This window comes from Bifidobacterium minimum (genome assembly GCF_000741645.1).
GTDB classification, from domain to species: Bacteria; Actinomycetota; Actinomycetes; order Actinomycetales; family Bifidobacteriaceae; genus Bifidobacterium; species Bifidobacterium minimum.
This window is the reverse complement of the sequence record NZ_JGZD01000001.1, coordinates 84,072-102,707: the sequence shown is the minus strand read 5'-3', so window position 1 is coordinate 102,707 and position 18,636 is coordinate 84,072. Positions and strand designations below refer to the sequence as shown.

Below are 18,636 nucleotides of genomic sequence, written 5' to 3'. Positions count from 1 at the left end.
TGGTGTTGTGCCAGCGCTAACCAGCAACTCCCCCGGGAAGGGACGCCCCTCCACAAAGAGCACGACCTCGACGCGACGAAGGTCCCTGCTCTCATGGACGCTCACTCTTCTGATGGCCGTCCTCGGCGGAGCCCTGCGCTTTCTCAGGCTGGGACAGCCGCAGGCCGTCGTCTTCGACGAGACCTACTACGTCAAGGACGCCTGGACCATGCTGATGACGGGCGAGGCACGCGACTGGCCCGAGAACGTGATCGTGAACGGAACCAGCACCCCCGTCAACACCGCGTTCGCCTCGGGAGACACCGACCACTGGCTGGCCAGCGCCGAATACGTGGTCCATCCTCCTCTCGGCAAATGGCTGATCGCGGTGGGGCTCAAGCTTTTCGGCGGTGCCGGGAACACATTCGCGTGGAGGGCAAGCGTCGCGATTGCCGGAACCATCGCCATCATCCTCATGATCCGGGTGGCCCTGCGACTGTTCCACAATCTTCCCATCGCGCTTGCGGCGGGCTTCCTCATGTCGATCGACGGCGTGGGAATCGTCATGAGTCGCACCGGCCTTCTCGACAACTTCATCATGGCGTTCGCGCTGGGAGCGTTCCTTCTGCTCCTCATCCACCGCGATTGGGCGCGACGGCGGATCGCGGAACGGTTCGCCATCGATTCGACTCTCAGATCCGCGCGATGGATCGTCAGGACGCGGCACGGATCCACGCGACTGATGCTCGACGCCCATGGCCCGATGGTCGCGTTCTCGTGGTGGAGAGCGGGGGCGGCCATCCTTCTGGGAATGGCCACGGGAGTGAAATGGTCCGGAGCCTACTTCTTCGCGGCCTTCTGCGTCATCAGCGTGCTGTGGGACGCCTGGGAGCGCCGGCAGGCGGGCTACCGCTTCTGGCTCGCCTCGGGAATCATCCGCGACGGCATCCCGGCCGCGCTGTACATGGTCCCCCTTTATGGCTTGACCTACCTCGCCGACTGGGCGAACTGGTTCATTCACCCCGATTCGTATATGCATGACTGGGCCGCGAACCATCCGGGCGAGGGCGTGTCCTGGCTGCCCCAAGGGCTGAGGTCCTTCGTCGAATACCACGTCGAGATGTGGCATTTCCATACGACGCTGGACGTGCCGCACGCCTACCGCGCCAATCCCCTGACCTGGCCGCTGCAGGTGCGTCCCACCAGCTTCTACTGGGAATGGCTCGACGGACATCCGGGATTGTGCTCGCTGGACACCTCCCAGCGCTGCGTCGCGGCGGTCACGTCGCTCGGCAATCCGCTGATCTGGTGGCTGGGATCGGCCTGCGTCATCGCGGGCGTCGTCATCGCCATCCTTCGGCGGGGCGATTGGCGAATCTGGGCCGTCCTCATCGGATTCATCGCAGGCTGGCTCCCATGGGCGCAGTATCTCAACAGAACGACTTTCACCTTCTACTGCATCGTCATTCTGCCGTGGATCATCCTCGCGATCTGCTACGTCGCCGACGCCATACGGTCACGGGCGAGCACCCTGGCGTGGCGGTTGACGTTCATCTCCACCCTGGCCGTCATCACGCTGGTATCCGCGTTCTTCTATCCGATCTGGACCGCCATGCCCGTGCCGTACGACTTCTGGCTCAGCCACATGTGGTTCGATTCGTGGATCTAGGATCGTCAGCCACGCTCACGACGCCCGCGTCAGTGTCCATCCTCCGTCGATGATGCCGGAGAAAGCTCGGACCTCTCTCCGGCGTATGGTCGAGTATGGTTGAGCTGATGCTCCCCATCCGCAGCATCCACAACTCGTCACGTACCACGTACCACGGCAGGGAAGGTCATGCGCATCATCGATTTCCTCATCGGACTCCTGAAGGATCCACGGACGGCCATCGCCACATGGATCACCATGGGGGTGGCCCCCACTCTGGGCTTCATCTTCCTCATCGTCTTCGTCGAGACGGGAGTCGTGTTCTTCCCGTTCCTGCCCGGCGACTCGCTGCTGTTCGCCGCGGGGTTCTTCGCCGCGCCCGACGCGACGACGGGCGTCTCCGCGCTGCCCCTGACCGCACTGCTGCCGGTGGTATGGATCGCGCCGATCGTGGGGGATCAGTGCAACTACGTTATCGGACGCTTCTTCGGCAGACGAATCATCGATTCGGGCAGGGTAAAGGCCATGACACCCGAACGCATCGCGAAGACGGAGGCGATGATCGACAGGTGGGGTCCCCTGGCGGTTTTCCTCGGCAGATTCTTCCCCTTCATCCGCACCTTCATGCCTTTCATCTCGGGTATCTCCGGGATGCGGTGGCGTCGTTTCACGCCGTTCTCAGTCCTCGGCGGGCTGACATGGTCGACGCTGTTCACGCTGCTGGGATATTTCTTCGGAGGGATCCCCGCCGTGCAGAACAATTTCGAACTCGTCATCCTCGCCATCCTGCTGATCTCGCTGACGCCGACCTTCATCGGGCTGTGGAAGGCGCGCTCATCGTCAAAACCCTCGCACACGGAATCCGCCTCGGAATAGAGGGCGCGCAGGGGGTCTCGGGCACGGAGACGTCAATACCGACGTAAAAGACGACAATCGGGGAATCCGGGCACGGACACCGGCTGACGTAAGCGTCGTTGCCCTCCGTGCGCCCGACGCCATTCCTGCCACACGGAGATTGCGCTTGGCGACGGGTTGTATTACAGTATCGAGAGTTGCCCGCATGGGCAATGGGGCTGTAGCTCAGTTGGTAGAGCGCTTCGTTCGCATCGAAGAGGTCGTGGTTTCGATTACCATCAGCTCCACGCGTGATCTTCGGGAGGGTTTCCCGGAGGCCTCTTTTCATGCCGGAACCCGAGTTTTCCACGCCCTCACCGGTCTATTCCCGCCATTGCGTCACACGGACGGTTCCATCGGGAACCACCGGTTTAACACCCATACTTGCCATGTCTTTTGACCTGTCGCGTGAAATGGGGGCCCTGTTCGCACGCGGCCACGGACATGCAAGCGCAGCGAGGACAGTCCATGCCAGTGCAGCTCCGTTTTCCTTAACTTCTTGGGTACACGCATATCACTTGGGTACACGCATATCACAATTGGCCCGAGTCCCGCGACCGGCATACGTAACGGACATACGTTCGAGCACGTCGATGGTCGCCGTTCATCGACGATTTACCGACGATCCGATGGTTTTCACGGGTTTCACGTGAAACAGTGGTCCTCGCCACGATTCCCATCCTTCTCGCGCGTTCCATCGCATACGGTCTCGTCATACCCGATAAAAGTCCACACCCGATGAAAGCCACAAGCTGCCTTCCCACAAGGTCTCCGCAAACCCTCTAAGATGTGGATGCAGGCTTCATGGAAGGAGCATGATATGACGGTTCTCGTCACCGGAGCAACCGGCGGGTTCGGCGGATATGCCATCGACGCGCTGGAGTCACTCATTCCCTCGGATGAGATCATCGGTCTGGCACGCAGCAAGGAGAAGGCGGAACGTCTCACGGCGCGAGGAGTCGCCATCCGCATCGGGGACTATTCGGATTCCGATTCCCTGGAAGCGGCCTTCGATGGCATCGACCGTCTCCTCTTCGTCTCGGGCGCGCCCGGAGCCCCCGGCGAGCGCGAACGCCAGCACGAGAACGTCGTCAAAGCGGCGAAGAAGGCGGGCGTGACCTTCATCGCCTACACCAGCTTCGCTCAGGCGACAGCCGTGGACAACATGCTGTCGGCCGACCACGTCGCCACGGAGAGGCGCATCGAGGAGTCCGGGATCAGCCACACCTTCCTACGGAACAACTGGTATCTCGAAAACGAACTGACACTCATCGACGTGGCCAAGCGCACCGGAACCCTGCCATACGCCGCAGGAGACGCGACGATCGGGTGGGCGCTGAAAAGCGAGTATGCCCGTGCCGCCGCCATCGTCGTCAGTGGTACGGTTCGCACACCAAAGATCCTCGAACTGTCAGGAGCCGCACGATCATACGCAGATCTCGCCGCTGCTCTGGGACGCATTCTGGGTGCGCCCATCAAACCCCTGCCGCTCACAACGGAGGATTTCATCCGTACGCTCGAGGCCACGGGACTCCCCCAGAGCGCAGCCTCCGGACTCGCCGGCGTGCAAAAGCTCATCGCCCACGGCGACCTCGAAGTTCTCTCCAACGATTTCGAGAAGACGCTGGGTCATCCATTGACGCCACTCGACGAAGCGTTGCGCGCCATCCTCAAATAAGTGAGTCCATATAGAACATATACATATAAATTCCCTCTAGAATCCGCATAGAATCCGCGTAAAAGTCCATATACATATGGGAGTCCGCATGACGAACATCGGCCGTGAACGTCGGACCACACCCATCAGCGACGTCATCGGCGGCACAGTCGATGACGGATCAGCGCCTCGCAGGATTCCGCGGTCACACCGTCATACCCATCCCATGAGGCGAATTGCGGCCCATGGGAAGTGTCGATCTGCGTGTACTTCGTCTGCGCCACGGTGGTGGCGCCCGATGCGACCGCCGACGCCAGCCCCGTCGGAGAATCCTCCACGGCAAGGAGTCTGGCCATAGCGTCCGCATCGGCGCTTCCATCAACCCCCACGATCCGGGCGGCGGCAAGATACGGAGCAGGATCGGGCTTCTTCGCCACTTCATCATCGCCGCACACGTACCCCGCGAAGCTGCCCGCCGGCGCATGGGCTATGAGATTCACGGCCATATCCCTCGGAGAGGTCGTGACGAGGACCGAGGGGATTCCCGCGGCCGACAACGATTCAAGAACGGCGAGGACGCCATCGATCCAGGGGACCCGCTCGAACTCGCGTCGGGCCACATGAGCGATCATCCTCCGGCCTATCTCGTCCGCGTCCAAACGCGTTCCACGCTCGATCATCTTCCGGGCGACCTCGGGAACCGGTGTGCCCGAGCACTGCCACGCCATCTCCTTGTCCCAGTCACCTCCGGCATCCCTGGCGATGATCAGTTCGGACTCATGCCAGTAGGGCTCGGAATCAATCAGCGTGCCGTCCATATCCCACAACACCGCGGTCAAAGCACAAAAGCGATCGGTCATGTCCATCCTTCAGCCGGATTCTCCGTGATGCCACCCCAGATTAGCCCAAAGCACGGAGCTCGGCATCCTGCGGTCTCCGCAAACCCGCGGCGTCGGAATCATACATCGCGATGATCACTTACGACGCCCCTTCTACCGTCAGTCATCACGATCGAGCAGGTCGATGCCGCGTACGCCGTCCGTCTCGGCCACGGCGGTGATGAAGGCTTGCAGATCACCCTTCCCACTGACGCGGACGTCCACGCCGGCACCGTCCCAATCGTTCCGATGGATGTCGCGTGTAGAGACGATGCGCGCGTCGAAGCCCTGGCTGTCGGCAAGAAGCAGCGTCTGGCGCAGAGCGCCCTTGCCGTCCTCATACGTCAGACGCAGAAGATGATCCTGATCGCGCCGCAGGATCAGCGATGTCAGAGGAGCCACGGCGAAGACGGCGAGGAAGTACAACGCCACGACAAGCGCCGCCGCGCCGATCATCCCCGCTCCGCAGGCCACGCCCACGGCCGCGACCATCCAGATGGCGCTGGCGGTCGTCAGACCGCGCACGGTGTCGTTATTGAAGAAGATCACGCCGGCGCCGAGGAAGCCGATGCCGACGACCACCTGAGAGGCGATGCGCGAGGCGTCCCACGTCACGCCGGACCCCATCAGCGCAGGTATGCCCCGGATGGAGATCAGCGTGAACAAACAGCTGGCAAGGCCCACGAGGATATGTGTGCGAATCCCCGCATCCTTGCGTCGCGCCTCACGTTCGAATCCGACCAGCCCGGTAAGCACCAAAGCCGCGGTGATATCGACCAGTTCGGCCGGCGTCACCATCCATGCCGTCATGAGCACCCCCTCGCTCTCCTGCCTTAAGAATAAGGCGCCTTAGACGTCTTAGGAATTAGGCGGGCAAAAGGCGGACGTCCGTGCGCCGGCGTCCCATCAGCCCAGCGCGGCCCAGCACGGCACAGCACGGCACAGCACGGCACAGCGCAGCCCGGCACGACGAAGCGTCGACGCATTATCTCATCTAGAACCTTGGCGTCAGCTCTCCCGTAGCCGTCCAACTAAGCGAACTGCAGTCCATCGGAGATGTCGGTGCACATGAGGCGGGTCGGAGGCGAGCGTCGTGGCGCCCGAAGCGGCCGACGGTGGAGGCGAAATTCCAGGCCGGTGGAGGCGAAGTCCGAGATCTGCGTGTTCCCGATATCGAGGACGTCGGACGGACGAAGACATGGGGTGAATTCGAGGTCGACAGCGTCGTCGTGATCTTGGTGGTGCAGCCGAATGTTAACCACGGATTAGGTCATCCCCGGGGACAGGCCGGCACACAAACGGCCGGTGATGCGATGCCGGGATCCCTCTCTACAGCGCCAGCTCCGCGTCGCCCGGGCTTCTCAGCCCGACCGAGTCCGGATCGTGCAGGGCGATGACGACGAAGGGGGCGGCCTTGCGCAGCAGGTCCATGACGATGCCCGCACGACGCGCATCGAGCCCGGCGGTGGGCTCGTCGACGAGCAGCACGTCGGGACGGGAAAGGATTCCGCGGGCGATGCGCAGACGCGTCTCCTCACCTCCGGACAGCGGGCGTCCCCCGACCCCCACGGACGTCTCGGGCGTGGCCATCATGTTCGGACTGCGCCATCCGCCGTCCCACCGACCCCCACGGACGTCTCGGGCGTGGCGTCGGACAGCTCGAGTCGACGCAGCAGATCCTCCATCGCGACGTCCTCGAGCGTCGGGTCGGCGATGCGCAGATTGTCGGCCACCGTCCCCGCGAACACATGGTCGTCGACGGCGACGCGGCGCACGACCAGGCCGGTTCCGACGGCGATTCCGCGCTCCAGAGCGCGCAGCATGGTCGTCTTCCCCGCACCGGAACGACCGGTGACGAACAGCACGGATCCGCGGTCGAGGAGGATCCTCTCCCGTCGCGCCAAGCGCAGGGCGGCGGATGGAACATCCACCGTCAGGGCGAGCGCCTCCGCCGGATGGCCGGGGGTGTCCGCGGAGACCGGGGAGACGTCAACGGGAATGGACAGGGACGGATCCGCATCCGCGAGCGCAGAGCCGGTACCCCCGGCTCCTCGGGCATCCGTACCGTCAGGCGACTCCAGACGACGACGCGCCCGGATCAGACGCCGCTCATGTCTGACGGCCGGCGCGACGGCCGTCCAACTTCCCGAGAGCCCTGCGAGCATAAGCAGCACGAGGCACAGACTGGAGGAATCGGCCGCATCGGCCGCCGAAGACGCCACACCGGCGGCAGCCAGGGCCACCGCCCAGATACAGGCGATGACGGGAGTCATCATATCCGCGGCGTCACGCCGTTCGCGCACGCCGAGCCGATCGATGGACTTCCCGACTTCCCGGGACACCGTCCGCGTCGCACCCACGGACGCCATGTCGTCCCGCGACCCGGCGACGGCCGCGACCAGACGGCGGACGGCCGCACGATCGACGTCCAGCTCGGCGGCGCCGGAGCCGGACAAAGCCCCGACGTCGGAGCTGGCAAGGGACCCGCCCAGCACGATCCCGGCCGCCAGAGACGACACCGTCCACGACATGGCGACGGCCGCCGCGCTGAGCACCACGGCGGAGAGAATCGGAGCCGTGACGCGGATATGCCGCATGGACCGTTCGTCCACGTCGCTGACGGCACGGTCGAGGAACGCTCCGGAAGCCATCCGTGCATGGGTCATGCGCTCGAGCAGACGGGAACGACTCTCCCCCTGCTTGAGGAGAGCGCCTTTGTGCTGAAGCACGCGACTGATGTAGTCGGCGGCGATGCGCCCGACCGCGAAGGCACGCACGGCCCCGCTGGCAGAAAGATACGAGAAGGTGCTGCCGGCGGTGATTCCGGCCACCGCACAGGCGGCGATGAACCAGCCGGAAACGGTGAGCAGCCCCACCGAGCAGAAGGCCGCGAGCACCGCGCAGACGATGCCGGACAACGTCAGTAGGACGAGTCTGGTCCTGTCGCTCATGACGGATCGACCTCCTTCACGGATGACGGTGCCGTCGAATGCGATGGCGCGTTCGACGATCTCTGCGACGACTCCGAATCCGTGCCGATCTCCGCTCTGCGCAGCACATGGTCGGGGCCGATGGCGAACACCTGATCAGCGCAGGATCGGGCCGCACACCGCAAAGCGCGGCAAGCGTTCCGAGTTCGTCCTCGGTCAGAAGAAGATCCGAATCCTCGATGACGCAGGTCCGGACCCCGGCCTCGGAGGACTGACGCTGCAGATCCGTGGCGTCCATCAGGGAGCACACGATGTTCACCCCGCAGCGTGCGGCCAGGACCAGAAGCCTGTCTAGGCCCGCGGTGGCGTGCCAATCATAGGCGACGAGCAGAATGGTGTCCCCCGCGGCGCCGCGCATGAGATCGGGAAGGACGCGGGCGAGGCCGGCGGAATCCACCGTTCCCCGGCTGAGGGATTCGACGATGGCATGGGTTCTGTCGTCCAGGCTCGCATCCAGGCGAAGACCGTCCAGCACCAGCGCCAGAACCTGTCTCTCGCTTAACCTGCGACTGGGAAGAACGATGCGATGGACCTTCCGCGAACGATGCACACGGTCATACCATTGCTCGGAAAGCTCTCTTTTCCCCAGCCAGAACAGTCCGCACAGGACGGTGATGGGGGCGACGCCGATCCGCGCCATAAGTCGTTCGCGTATGGGAGGACCGTAGATTCCGCGACTATGCCTGGCGACCAGTCTCTCGTTCCCGCCGTCGGCCATTTCTCTCCATCCGCCTCATGAGAATTTCCCTCGAACAAGAAAAAGTCATGGATGCCACTCGGCATCGTTACCGTTATACCTCAGACCTTGAACGGAATTCGCGATTCCGGCCGAAGGAAGCCCGGAGACCCCGAAGACGTCAGGGGCATGCCTTCCATACCACCAGAGCGGCGGACCCGGCCGTGGAGCATTCCTGCCCCACGATCATCAACGACCGTTCCGCATAGCTTTCCGTTCTCTCGCGGATCTCACGTCTGAGACCGATGCTCGTCTCCCCATGCACCTCGACGATCTCGCCCTCGGGGGTGGATGCGAACACGGTGGACTGCGGCCCCTGACGCATGCGCCGTATCTGTCTGCGCAGCTGCCGGTTCTCCTCCGCCAGATCAAGGATTCGCAGGATCCCGGCGAGATTGACGGAATCCTCCTGACTGAGACGCTGGGCGTCGCACAGACGGCTGACGTCGCGAAGCGAGTAGCGCCGGGCGCCGCCCTGGGTGCGTCTCGGAACGACGATTCCCAGACGATCGTACTGACGCAGGGTCTGAGGATGGACACCCGCTATGGCCGCGACCTGTCCGACGGCGAACACGGGAAGGCTGATGTCGAATCCGGCGTCATCCAGCTGATCGAGGTCCCCGTCCCCCCGAATGAGCGATACGGCACCCTCAAGATAGGCGTGCCTGATCCGGCCATCGACATGCATCATGGTTCCGCCTTCCGTCTCTTCCGTCTCTTCCGACTATTCCGATCACCGTCATCGTGACGGGGATCACGCGCACCTCATTCCCGCCCCGGAGTACGTTCCGCCTCGACCTCGGAGGCGAAGTCCCCGCTGGCCGCATCAAACTCCCTGACGGCCTTCTTCTGGGCGCCATCCAGTTTGCCGGGCAGCACGATGCGGATGCGACCGATCAGATCGCCGTCCCCCTCGCGCGAGCGCACCCCATGCCCTTTCGCCCGGACCTCATCGCCGCTGGAGGAACCCGCGGGAACCTTCATGACGACGTCGGAGCCATCGATGTCGCTGACGGCGACCTTTGCCCCCAACGCCGCCTGCGCGACCGTCACGGGAAGATCAACGACCAGGTCCCTGCCCTCCAGCGTGAACCGCTTGCTGGGCCTGACACGGATGGACAGATAGAGATCTCCCCGGGGTCCTCCATCGCGTCCCTCCTGTCCCTTGCCGGCGATGCGGATTCTCTGCCCGTCGCGGACTCCGGCGGGAACATGCGTTTTGAACGAGCTTCCCCCCACGCTCAACGACACCGTCGCCCCCTTCACGGCCTGACGGAACGTCAGCGTGATCGAGGACCGACGGTCCTCGCCCTTCCGGGGACGCGCGGACTCGCCCATGGGGCCCGAATGCCCGCCGAATCCCGAGCCGCCAGGAGCCCCGCTGCCGAACATGGAGAATATGTCGCTCATGCTGGGCTGCCCCGCGCCATTGGTCGAGAAGCGTATGCGGCTTCCTCCCGGCCCGCCCTGGGCCGTGGCGCCGGAGCCACCGAACATGGATCCGAAGATGTCCTGAAAACCGGACGCATCGAATCCCCCCTGCCCGGACCCTCCGGAGAAACGCGCCCCTCCCATGCCGAACTGCCTGATCGCATCGTACTTGCGACGCTGCTCGGCGTTGTTGAGGACGTCATACGCTTCGGAGATGTCCTTGAATTTCTCCTCGGCCTCCTTGGTCTTGTTGAGGTCGGGATGATATCGGCGAGCAAGTTTGCGGTACGCCTTGGTGATGTCCGCGGCGCTGGCGTCCTTGGAGACGCCAAGGACCTTGTAGAAGTCCTTGCTCAGCCATTCGTTCTCAGCCATGCTGTCTCCTTACGAACAAAGTGGTGATAACGGGAACGGCCCGCGGGGCGCAAGCCGGGCGGACCGTTCATACGACGTCCTGATGACGCCCGAATCAGCGGTCGGCTCTCACGATTTCGGCGAGGCCACGACCACGCGCGCAGCACGGATGACGCGATCGCCGATGCGGTACCCCGCCTCCACGACGGCGTCGACCGTCTCCTTGGTCGCAGTGTCGTCGGGCCGATGGAGCACGGCCTCGTGACGGGTGGGATCGAACTCCTCGCCCTTCTCGCCGAACTTCTCGACCCCGAACCGCTCGAAGGCCTTGTCGATCTTCGCGCTGACGGCCTTGAAGGAATCATCCATCTCGCTGTGCTCACGAATGCGATCGATGTCGTCCAGCGCGGGCAGAAGTGCGGTCAGCACGTCGATGATGCCATGCTGACGGAATCTCTCCTGCTCCTTGGCGGAACGATTGCGGAAGTTGACGAACTCCGCGCGCTCCCGCTGAAGAGCCTCAAGATAGTCGGCAGCCTCCTTTTTGGCCTGTCCCAGAGGCGTCAGTGAGGAATCGTCCGCGGAATCGGAATCCTCCGCGGAACCCGCGTCGTCGCTCCCGTCCTTCGACGGGGTCGGAGCCGCTCCGGACCCCGCAGAGGGTTCGGAACCGGATGCGCCCTTCGCCGCATCCACACCGTCCTTCACATCCTTCACGCCCGAATCCGGCCGCGCCGAGGCGGAGTCCGGCTGCGCGGAAGAAGAGCCCTCCGCATCCCGATCGTCGCCGGCATGAACCTCCGACCCGGAGGTGCCATCGGCCCGACCGGAACCATCGGCCGAAGCCGATGGTTCGGACGCGGGGGAGGAATCCGGACCGAGGGAGTCGAAGTCCGGGATGTCCTTGAGATAGTCATCCTTGTCGAACTGGGACATGATCACTCGTTGCTCTTGCTGTTGTCGTCATCGTCCACGACTTCGGCGTCCACGACGTCATCATCGGCTTTGCCCTGGGCTCCGGCGTCCCCGGTTCCCGCGGCGCCGGTGGCGGCTCCCGCGGCGGCCGCATCGCCCTGCTGGGCATACAGCGCCTGTCCGATCTTCTGGGCCGAGGTCATGAGCTCGTTCTGGGCGTCCTTGATCTTCTCGATATCCTCGCCCTTGAGCGCCTCCTTCAGCGCCTCGACCTTCTCGGTGACCTCCTTGGACACGTCCTCGGAGACCTTGTCCTTGTTGTCGTTGACGAGCTTCTCGGTCTGATAGGCGAACGCCTCGGCCTGATTGCGGGTCTCGGCGTCCTCACGGCGCTTCTTGTCCTCGCCTTCGTGAGCCTCGGCCTCCTTGACCATGCGATCGATCTCGTCCTTGGGCAGACCCGAGCCACCGGTGATGGTCATCGACTGCTCCTTGCCCGTTCCCTTGTCCTTGGCGGACACGTGCACGATGCCGTTGGCGTCGATGTCGAAGGTCACCTCGATCTGCGGAACCCCACGGGGCGCCGGCGCGATTCCGGTGAGTTCGAATGTCCCCAGGGGCTTGTTGTCACGGGCGAACTCACGCTCGCCTTGATAGACCTGGATCAGCACGGAGGGCTGATTGTCCTCGGCGGTGGAGAAGACCTCGGAGCGCTTGGTCGGAATGGCCGTGTTGCGGTCGATGAGCTTGGTCATGATGCCGCCCTTGGTCTCGATTCCCAGAGACAACGGGGTCACGTCGATGAGGAGGACGTCCTTGCGGTCGCCCTTGATGACGCCGGACTGGACCGCGGCGCCGACGGCGACCACCTCGTCCGGGTTGACGGACTGGTTGGCCTCCTTGCCGCCCGTCAGCTCCTTGACGAGCTCCTTGACGGCGGGCATGCGGGTCGATCCGCCCACGAGGACGACGTGGTCGATGTCGGACACGCTGATTCCGGCGTCCGACAGCACGTTGTTGAACGGCGTGCGGCAGCGTCCCAGCAGGTCGGAGGTCATCTCCTCGAAATGGGCGCGCGTAAGGGTCTCATCGAGATGGACCGGGGTCCCGTCGGGGGTCATGGCCAGATACTGCATCGAAATCGACGTGGACGTCGAACTCGACAGCTCCTTCTTGGCCTGCTCCGCGGCCTCCTTCAGACGCTGCAGAGCGATCTTGTCCTTCGCCAGATCGACGCCGTACTTGTTCTTGACCTCACCGACAAGCCAGTCGATGACCTTCTGATCCCAGTCGTCGCCGCCCAGACGGTTGTCGCCGTTGGTGGCCTGGACCTGGATCGTTGAGAAGCCGTCGTCATCCTTGCCGATCTCCAGCAGGGACACATCGAATGTGCCGCCGCCAAGATCGAAGACGAGGATGCGCTCGTCCTCCTTGCCCTTCTCCAGCCCATAGGCCAGAGCCGCGGCGGTGGGCTCATTGATGATGCGCAGGACGTTGAGTCCGGCTATCTTGCCCGCATCCTTGGTGGCCTGGCGCTGAGCGTCGTTGAAGTACGCCGGGCAGGTGATGACGGCGTCGGTGACCGGCTCTCCCAGATACGCCTCGGCGTCCCTCTTGAGCTTCATGAGGATCTGCGCGGAGATCTCCTGGGGGGTCCACTTCTTGCCGTCGATGTCAACGGTCCAATCGGTGCCCATGTGGCGCTTGACCGAGCTGATGGTGCGGTCGACGTTGGTCACCGCCTGACGCTTGGCCACTTCGCCGACGAGGATCTCGCCGGATTTGCTGAACGCGACCACCGATGGCGTGGTGCGCGCGCCCTCGGCGTTGACGATAACCGTCGGCTGCCCGCCCTCCAGCGTGGCGATGCAGGAATTCGTGGTGCCCAGATCGATGCCTACTGCACGTCCCATAAGGTGTTCTCCTTTGTTGTCATTCGTTTGTCTTCCGGTGTGCGCTCTCGGATTCGGTCGAAGCCGCCGTCTTCACGGTTCTTCGTCCTCGTCGAGCACTCGCCCGCCGTGGTCCCGAAACTTGAGCCTACATCACTCAACTTTGAATGGCCACTTCTTATTCCCACATCGACGAAAAAAGCCACAACGTCTTCACGACTCCGCAGACGACAGGCGAGCACCGCAGACGACAGGGCCGGTCGATGGATGAAACCCATCGACCGGCCCCGGAGCGGCCCCTATCCGCGAAATCCGCGAATCACCGGCGAAACGGACTCAGCGACGGAACATTCCCCGCCTGGCCGCGAAGACCACGCCCGCGACAATGGCCAGCATGGCGACGCCCGTCACCAGTGCCATCACTGCCGACCCGGTGCTGCCCAGCAGACCGGCGGCATTCTTCTGATCGGCGACCGACGCCACGGCGACCTCACGGTTCCCGGACTGATCCTCCCCGGACTTGTCGGCCCCGGGTTTGACCTGACCATCCTGCGAGGAGGCGTCGAATGCCGCCGACTCCGTCCGTCCGGACTGCTTCCCCGACACGGTCAGCGTGTACGATGTCCCCGTGTCGACGGAGCCGAGGTCGATCGGTGTGGTCTGGCCGGTGCGCACCCGCACGCCACTGACGCCGTCGATGGACGCCGCACGGCTGGTCGTCTCCGACGAGGCCACGACCTTTCCTGCACCGTCCTTCAGCGAGTAGGACAGGACGGCGTCCCCGTCAAATCCCGTGACGCTGGCCGTGGCCTTGTCGCTATCGTCAATCGTCACCGAAACCTTGCTCGAATCCGACAGCGCCTTCTGCTCCGACGTATCGGCGGCCAGCCCCAACGCTTTGGCTATGGTGTAGAAATTATCCGTCTGGTCGGTCAGACCCGTCACCCTTCTCGCGCCGGGTCCGGAGGCCGCGATCCGCAGCTGGGTTCCCGTGTGCTCCATGCCTCCCGCCGTGTATCCGACGCTGGAATCATCGGCGCCCGCATCGGTTGACGTCGCGGTTCCGTAGGACACCACGATCGTCGAGCCATCGACCGGGGACTTGAGAATGGTGCTCAGCGCGTAGGCCGGGGCATCGGACACGATCTGGCTGGTGTGGGCGTGGTCCGCCGTGACGATAATCAGCGTGTCGTCCAACTGCCCCGAGGCCTTAAGCGATGCCACGGTGGCGGAGATGGCCTTGTCGAGATCGTCGGTCTCGCCGATCTGACCACACGCATTGGCCGCATGGTCCTGCTTGTCGATGGACGCGCCCTCGATCTGAAGGAAGAATCCGGAGGTATTCGAGGACTTGTCGCTCACCTGGGCGGAGAGCAGATCTACGGCTTTGGTCGCCATGTCAGCGAGCGACGCCGAGTTACCCGACGAGTTCTTGTTCCCCAGCCATGCGGAGTTCGTCGAGCAGGTGACGGCTCCGCGGGCCTCAGTGGCCTTCTGGCTCAACGCGGGAGTCATGTTGTACTGGGTGGGCATGTTGCCGTCCGACAGCAGCGCCAGAACCGGCTTGCCCTTCTTGTAGCTCAGATTCGAGAAGGCGTCGACGTCGTTCGACGCGGTCTGGAAGCCGCGCGCCGCGGCCTGCTCCCATAGCGTCTTCCCGGCATACTCCCCCGCCTGCGCGGTCTGCTTGAAGTACTTGGATCCTCCTCCGATGGTGACATCAGCGCGAGTGTCCAGCAGCTGCTCGGAGATGGAGCCGATGCCCCCGTTCTCCTTGAGCTGGGCTGCGTCGCAGTTTTTGGCGGCGTTGTTCATCGTTCCGTCGGTCTTGCCTTGAGGGCCATAGCAGGACCGCTGGGTCGAATGCGATTCGAGGACCGCGGGCGTGGCGTCCTGTATCTCCGCGGTGGTGACGTTGCCCGTCGCCAGACCGTTGGCCTTGGCCAGTTCGATGAGGTTCATCTGCGGATTCTGGGAGACGTCCACGGACACGGCGTTGTTGTAGGTCTTCGTTCCCGTGGCCCAACCGGAACCAGAGGCGGCGGAGTCGGTGACGGGCGTCACGACTCCACGGTTTGAGCTGTTGCTGCCCAGTGAATACGTGGTGTACTGGCCGGTTCCGGTCTCACCGTCCGCACTGAGGGCATCGGGCTGCCCTATAGCATCGAGTCCGTCGAAGGAGCCGGACGCCCCCTTGAGATAGTCGCGGGCCACGGTGATCTCGGAATCCCCCATGCCGTCGCCGATGAACAGGATGACGTTCTTCGCCTTCGACGACACTCCCGTCTGCGCGATGCGCTGAGCCGCGCCATGGGAGGACAGATCGTCGGCGGTCTTCCCCTCCTGCGCGAAGGCCATGCCGGGGAACGTCGCGATCATGCCCATGGCGAGCGCCGATGCGCCCCACATGGTTAACCTCTGATGTCTTCTCACTGTCATTGTCCTTTCCGGTCACGGACACGTGCACCCTCTGACGTGGCGCATCACCCATCAAGGGCTTTCATCCGGCCGACTCCCACGCTAGGGAGGGACGATAACGCGCGTATCGACGCGAAGCGACGACGACGGTAATTCTCAGTGAACAGTCAGGACGCCGGAACTCAAGGCGCCGGAACTCAGGGCATCGGAGCCCGATCCGATCCGTCATCGTCGCCCGATTCCTCGGACGCGGCGACAAGCGGGCGGAACACTCGCTCGATGATGGGGGTATGGAGCATGATCAGCATCCCATAACCCAAAAGCCCCAGAAGGAAAAGCCCCTCGGGCATGTATATCCATGATCCGACGACGATGGCCGCATAGACCGCATCGATGGCTATCAGAAGAAGCGTCGCGCCTATATGGGAGACCCCCACGACGTAGGCGTTCGCCATGGTGCGCCCCACGGAGTTCTCAAAGCGCGCCTGAAAGGCCCACACCCATTCGAAGCCGATCAGCCACACGATGGCGAGCGCGAACTTCGGAACCAGCATCATCGTCTGCGGCATGAAGAACACAGCATAGACCTCGACCAGCAGCGCCGCCGCGAAAATGCCCCATAACGCCGTCGCCTTGCCTAGATTCTCCCGGAAAGCGCGCCAGTAGTTCTTCCCAAGATGCCCCTGTCCTATCAGCGATTTTCTGATGGCGTCATGCCCGGCGGTCGCGGCCGCGCCGATCGTGACAAGGGGTATGCTGCTCACGGCCATGAGGACGCTCACCACGATCGCGTCGACGATGCTGCCGAGGCTGCGCATGAAGGCGGAATCAGGAGACAGAAAGGACACGTGCTCTCCTCATCTCATCGATAATCGGATGCGCGCGGGTCATGCGAGACGACCCGCGCGCATCCACTATGGCCGGCGTGCATCCGGCGGCTCAGCCCTTGACCGCGCCCGCCATGACCCCCTTGATGATGTACTTCTGGCATACAAGGTAGAAGATCACGATCGGAATGATGGCCAGAACCAGACAGCCCATCATCGCACCGATGTCAACTGATCCGTAACCGCCCTTGAGATACTGCACGGCAATCGATATCGTCTTGTACTTGCCCAGATCAAGAGTCAGATAGGGAAGAAGGTAGTCGTTCCAAATCCACATTGTCTCAAGAATCGCCACGGAGATCACGGATGGCCGCATGATCGGCATCACTATCTGGAAGAAGATCCTCGGCACGCTTGCGCCGTCGATCATGGCGGATTCCTCGAGCTCCTGGGGAATCCCCTTGATGACGCCGGTGAAGATGAACACGGCGAGCCCCGCACCGAATCCCAGATAGATGATCCATAGTCCCCACGGCGTGTTCAGACTCAGCATGTCGGACAGTTTCGACAGAGTGAACATCACCATCTGGAAGGGCACGATCATGTTGAAAAGGAACAGCAGATAGAGGATCCTGGCCGGCCAGTTGTTGACACGGACGATCCACCACGCGCACATGGATGTGCACAGAAGAATCAAGGCCACCGAGCCGACGGTGATAACGACCGTCCAGACGAAGCTGGACAGGAATCCCGTCAGCTCGATGCCACGGGTGTAGTTCTCCAGTCCGACCCAGGACTCCTTGTTGGGCAGGGAGAAGGGATTCGCCGATATATAGACCTTCTGCTTGAAGGAATTGATAAGGACCAGCACGATGGGGAAGACCCACGCCAGTGAGATAACCGTGAACAGCAGCGTCCACAATCCGGGATGCTTGACTTTCTCGCTCATGCCAACACCTCCTTGCTGGTGGTGAGTTTGTTCTGGATCAGCGAGATGGTGGCCACGATGATGAAGAAGACCACGGCCTTCGCCTGCCCGACCCCTTCAAACCCAATGCGGCCGTAGAACGTGCGGAATATATTCATGGCAAGCAGCTCCGACTTGTAGGAGGGCGCACCGCCCGTGAGCGCAAGGTTCTGATCGAAGAGTTTGAACCCGTTGGTGACCGTGAGGAAAGTGCACACGGTGATCGACGGCATCATCAGAGGGATGGTGACACGGAAAAGCGTCTGACCTCCACTCGCACCGTCCACTGCGGCCGCCTCCAGCACATCGGTCGGGAGGCTCTGCAGTCCAGCTATGTAGATGATCATCATGTATCCTATCTGCTGCCAGGACACGAGAAGAACCATTCCCCAGAATCCATAGACCCCGGAGAACGTGATGGACCTGCCCCAGTGCGCCAGGAACCCATTGAGCAGCAGCATCCACACATAGCCCAGAATGATCCCTCCGATGAGATTGGGCATGAAGAACACCGACCGGAAAACCGTGGCGCCGCGAATGGCTTTTGTCAGCATGTAGGCTATCGCGAAGCCGATGACATTGATGATCAGGGTTGTGATGATGGTGAAGGCCACGGTGTACCACAATGCATGAACGAAAGTGGAATCCGCGAACACATACTTGTAATTGCGCAATCCCACGAATTTGGCGTCCGTCACGGTGCTGAACTTGCAGAAGCTCAGATACACACCCATCACGAAGGGCACCAGAAACCCGATGAGGAATGCGGCGAAGGTGGGAAGAGCAAAAAGCGCCCACCATCGACGTACGGATTTACCCGCCATAGAAATCATATCGCGCCCACTTTCTCCTCCTCGAGTTTGGCTACGCAGAAACACGAGTCCATAACGTCCGCATCGCATCCAGACCGTCGGGCCCGAGCTTCATCGTCTTTTAGATTAGCACCTTGAGAGCAAAAATCAAACGTTGTCATTTATGCGGACAATTCACATGAATCAGTTTCCCGAAAATGCCGAGCATAATGTAAAATAGATATGGAAACATTGACGT

Annotated in this window: 16 protein-coding genes and 1 tRNA gene; 4 read left to right on the top strand and 13 right to left on the bottom strand. The window is 62.7% G+C overall.

Translation table 11 applies throughout. The features are described from left to right. The first annotated feature begins 112 nt into the window (after window positions 1-112). The 4 genes from BMIN_RS00385 (at window position 113) to BMIN_RS00370 (ending at window position 4,199) form a co-directional block, all read left to right on the top strand. Window positions 113-1,648 (top strand): dolichyl-phosphate-mannose--protein mannosyltransferase, encoded by a 1,536-nt coding sequence (locus BMIN_RS00385; protein WP_033395734.1) that lies wholly within the window; start codon window positions 113-115, stop codon window positions 1,646-1,648. A gap of 168 nt (window positions 1,649-1,816) precedes the next feature. Then, entirely contained in the window at window positions 1,817-2,503 is a 687-nt protein-coding gene (locus BMIN_RS00380) for a DedA family protein (RefSeq protein ID WP_022861688.1), read from the top strand. Between the two features lie 193 nt (window positions 2,504-2,696). Further along, window positions 2,697-2,769: transfer RNA gene (locus BMIN_RS00375), tRNA-Ala, on the top strand. A gap of 572 nt (window positions 2,770-3,341) precedes the next feature. Next, entirely contained in the window at window positions 3,342-4,199 is an 858-nt protein-coding gene (locus tag BMIN_RS00370) for an SDR family oxidoreductase (protein ID WP_022861689.1), read from the top strand. 134 nt (window positions 4,200-4,333) lie between these two features. On the opposite strand, the gene BMIN_RS00365 is transcribed toward BMIN_RS00370, so the two are convergent. The 13 genes from BMIN_RS00365 to BMIN_RS00300 form a co-directional block, all read right to left on the bottom strand. After that, window positions 4,334-5,038, bottom strand: a complete 705-nt coding sequence (locus BMIN_RS00365; protein WP_026647606.1) for an HAD family hydrolase — start codon at window positions 5,036-5,038, stop codon at window positions 4,334-4,336. Window positions 5,039-5,176: 138 nt separating this feature from the next. Next, entirely contained in the window at window positions 5,177-5,866 is a 690-nt protein-coding gene (locus tag BMIN_RS00360; protein WP_022861691.1) for an MgtC/SapB family protein, read from the bottom strand. Window positions 5,867-6,385: 519 nt separating this feature from the next. Continuing rightward, a complete protein-coding gene (locus tag BMIN_RS00350) occupies window positions 6,386-6,649 on the bottom strand; it encodes an ATP-binding cassette domain-containing protein (RefSeq protein ID WP_022861693.1) in 264 nt (87 codons plus the stop codon). After that, window positions 6,646-8,007 (bottom strand): ABC transporter domain-containing protein, encoded by a 1,362-nt coding sequence (locus BMIN_RS00345; protein WP_022861694.1) that lies wholly within the window; start codon window positions 8,005-8,007, stop codon window positions 6,646-6,648. Before BMIN_RS00345 ends, BMIN_RS00350 begins: the two co-directional genes overlap by 4 nt. A gap of 16 nt (window positions 8,008-8,023) precedes the next feature. Continuing rightward, entirely contained in the window at window positions 8,024-8,764 is a 741-nt protein-coding gene (locus tag BMIN_RS00340) for a hypothetical protein (protein WP_022861695.1), read from the bottom strand. A gap of 139 nt (window positions 8,765-8,903) precedes the next feature. Continuing rightward, window positions 8,904-9,473 (bottom strand): heat shock protein transcriptional repressor HspR, encoded by a 570-nt coding sequence (locus BMIN_RS00335; protein ID WP_022861696.1) that lies wholly within the window; start codon window positions 9,471-9,473, stop codon window positions 8,904-8,906. A 74-nt stretch (window positions 9,474-9,547) separates the two neighbouring features. Further along, on the bottom strand, window positions 9,548-10,588 hold the full coding sequence (locus BMIN_RS00330) for a DnaJ C-terminal domain-containing protein (RefSeq protein WP_022861697.1): 1,041 nt from the start codon (window positions 10,586-10,588) through the stop codon (window positions 9,548-9,550). A 108-nt stretch (window positions 10,589-10,696) separates the two neighbouring features. Beyond that, window positions 10,697-11,503 carry a nucleotide exchange factor GrpE gene (gene grpE / locus BMIN_RS00325; protein ID WP_022861698.1) on the bottom strand — a complete coding sequence of 269 codons (807 nt, stop codon included), beginning with the start codon at window positions 11,501-11,503 and terminating at the stop codon, window positions 10,697-10,699. A gap of 2 nt (window positions 11,504-11,505) precedes the next feature. After that, window positions 11,506-13,395, bottom strand: coding sequence for a molecular chaperone DnaK (gene dnaK / locus BMIN_RS00320; protein WP_022861699.1), 1,890 nt, complete (start codon window positions 13,393-13,395; stop codon window positions 11,506-11,508). A gap of 315 nt (window positions 13,396-13,710) precedes the next feature. Next, window positions 13,711-15,813 (bottom strand): alkaline phosphatase, encoded by a 2,103-nt coding sequence (phoA, locus tag BMIN_RS00315; protein WP_051126454.1) that lies wholly within the window; start codon window positions 15,811-15,813, stop codon window positions 13,711-13,713. Window positions 15,814-15,989: 176 nt separating this feature from the next. Further along, the gene (locus tag BMIN_RS00310; RefSeq protein ID WP_022861701.1) at window positions 15,990-16,640 is read right to left on the bottom strand and encodes a DUF624 domain-containing protein; all 651 of its coding nucleotides are present in this window, start codon (window positions 16,638-16,640) and stop codon (window positions 15,990-15,992) included. A gap of 91 nt (window positions 16,641-16,731) precedes the next feature. Next, window positions 16,732-17,568 (bottom strand): carbohydrate ABC transporter permease, encoded by an 837-nt coding sequence (locus tag BMIN_RS00305; RefSeq protein WP_022861702.1) that lies wholly within the window; start codon window positions 17,566-17,568, stop codon window positions 16,732-16,734. Next, on the bottom strand, window positions 17,565-18,419 hold the full coding sequence (locus BMIN_RS00300; protein ID WP_022861703.1) for a carbohydrate ABC transporter permease: 855 nt from the start codon (window positions 18,417-18,419) through the stop codon (window positions 17,565-17,567). Before BMIN_RS00300 ends, BMIN_RS00305 begins: the two co-directional genes overlap by 4 nt. Window positions 18,420-18,636: the final 217 nt, after the last annotated feature.

Bases quoted from the DNA above. Each gene is read 5' to 3' on its own strand.
- BMIN_RS00385 (WP_033395734.1), top strand. From the start codon at position 113: ATGGCCGTCCTCGGCGGAGCCCTGCGCTTTCTCAGGCTGGGACAGCCG.
- BMIN_RS00380 (WP_022861688.1), top strand. From the start codon at position 1,817: ATGCGCATCATCGATTTCCTCATCGGACTCCTGAAGGATCCACGGACG.
- BMIN_RS00370 (WP_022861689.1), top strand. From the start codon at position 3,342: ATGACGGTTCTCGTCACCGGAGCAACCGGCGGGTTCGGCGGATATGCC.
- BMIN_RS00365 (WP_026647606.1), bottom strand. From the start codon at position 5,038: ATGACCGATCGCTTTTGTGCTTTGACCGCGGTGTTGTGGGATATGGAC.
- BMIN_RS00360 (WP_022861691.1), bottom strand. From the start codon at position 5,866: ATGACGGCATGGATGGTGACGCCGGCCGAACTGGTCGATATCACCGCG.
- BMIN_RS00350 (WP_022861693.1), bottom strand. From the start codon at position 6,649: ATGATGGCCACGCCCGAGACGTCCGTGGGGGTCGGGGGACGCCCGCTG.
- BMIN_RS00345 (WP_022861694.1), bottom strand. From the start codon at position 8,007: ATGAGCGACAGGACCAGACTCGTCCTACTGACGTTGTCCGGCATCGTC.
- BMIN_RS00340 (WP_022861695.1), bottom strand. From the start codon at position 8,764: ATGGCCGACGGCGGGAACGAGAGACTGGTCGCCAGGCATAGTCGCGGA.
- BMIN_RS00335 (WP_022861696.1), bottom strand. From the start codon at position 9,473: ATGATGCATGTCGATGGCCGGATCAGGCACGCCTATCTTGAGGGTGCC.
- BMIN_RS00330 (WP_022861697.1), bottom strand. From the start codon at position 10,588: ATGGCTGAGAACGAATGGCTGAGCAAGGACTTCTACAAGGTCCTTGGC.
- grpE (WP_022861698.1), bottom strand. From the start codon at position 11,503: ATGTCCCAGTTCGACAAGGATGACTATCTCAAGGACATCCCGGACTTC.
- dnaK (WP_022861699.1), bottom strand. From the start codon at position 13,395: ATGGGACGTGCAGTAGGCATCGATCTGGGCACCACGAATTCCTGCATC.
- phoA (WP_051126454.1), bottom strand. From the start codon at position 15,813: ATGACAGTGAGAAGACATCAGAGGTTAACCATGTGGGGCGCATCGGCG.
- BMIN_RS00305 (WP_022861702.1), bottom strand. From the start codon at position 17,568: ATGAGCGAGAAAGTCAAGCATCCCGGATTGTGGACGCTGCTGTTCACG.
- BMIN_RS00300 (WP_022861703.1), bottom strand. From the start codon at position 18,419: ATGATTTCTATGGCGGGTAAATCCGTACGTCGATGGTGGGCGCTTTTT.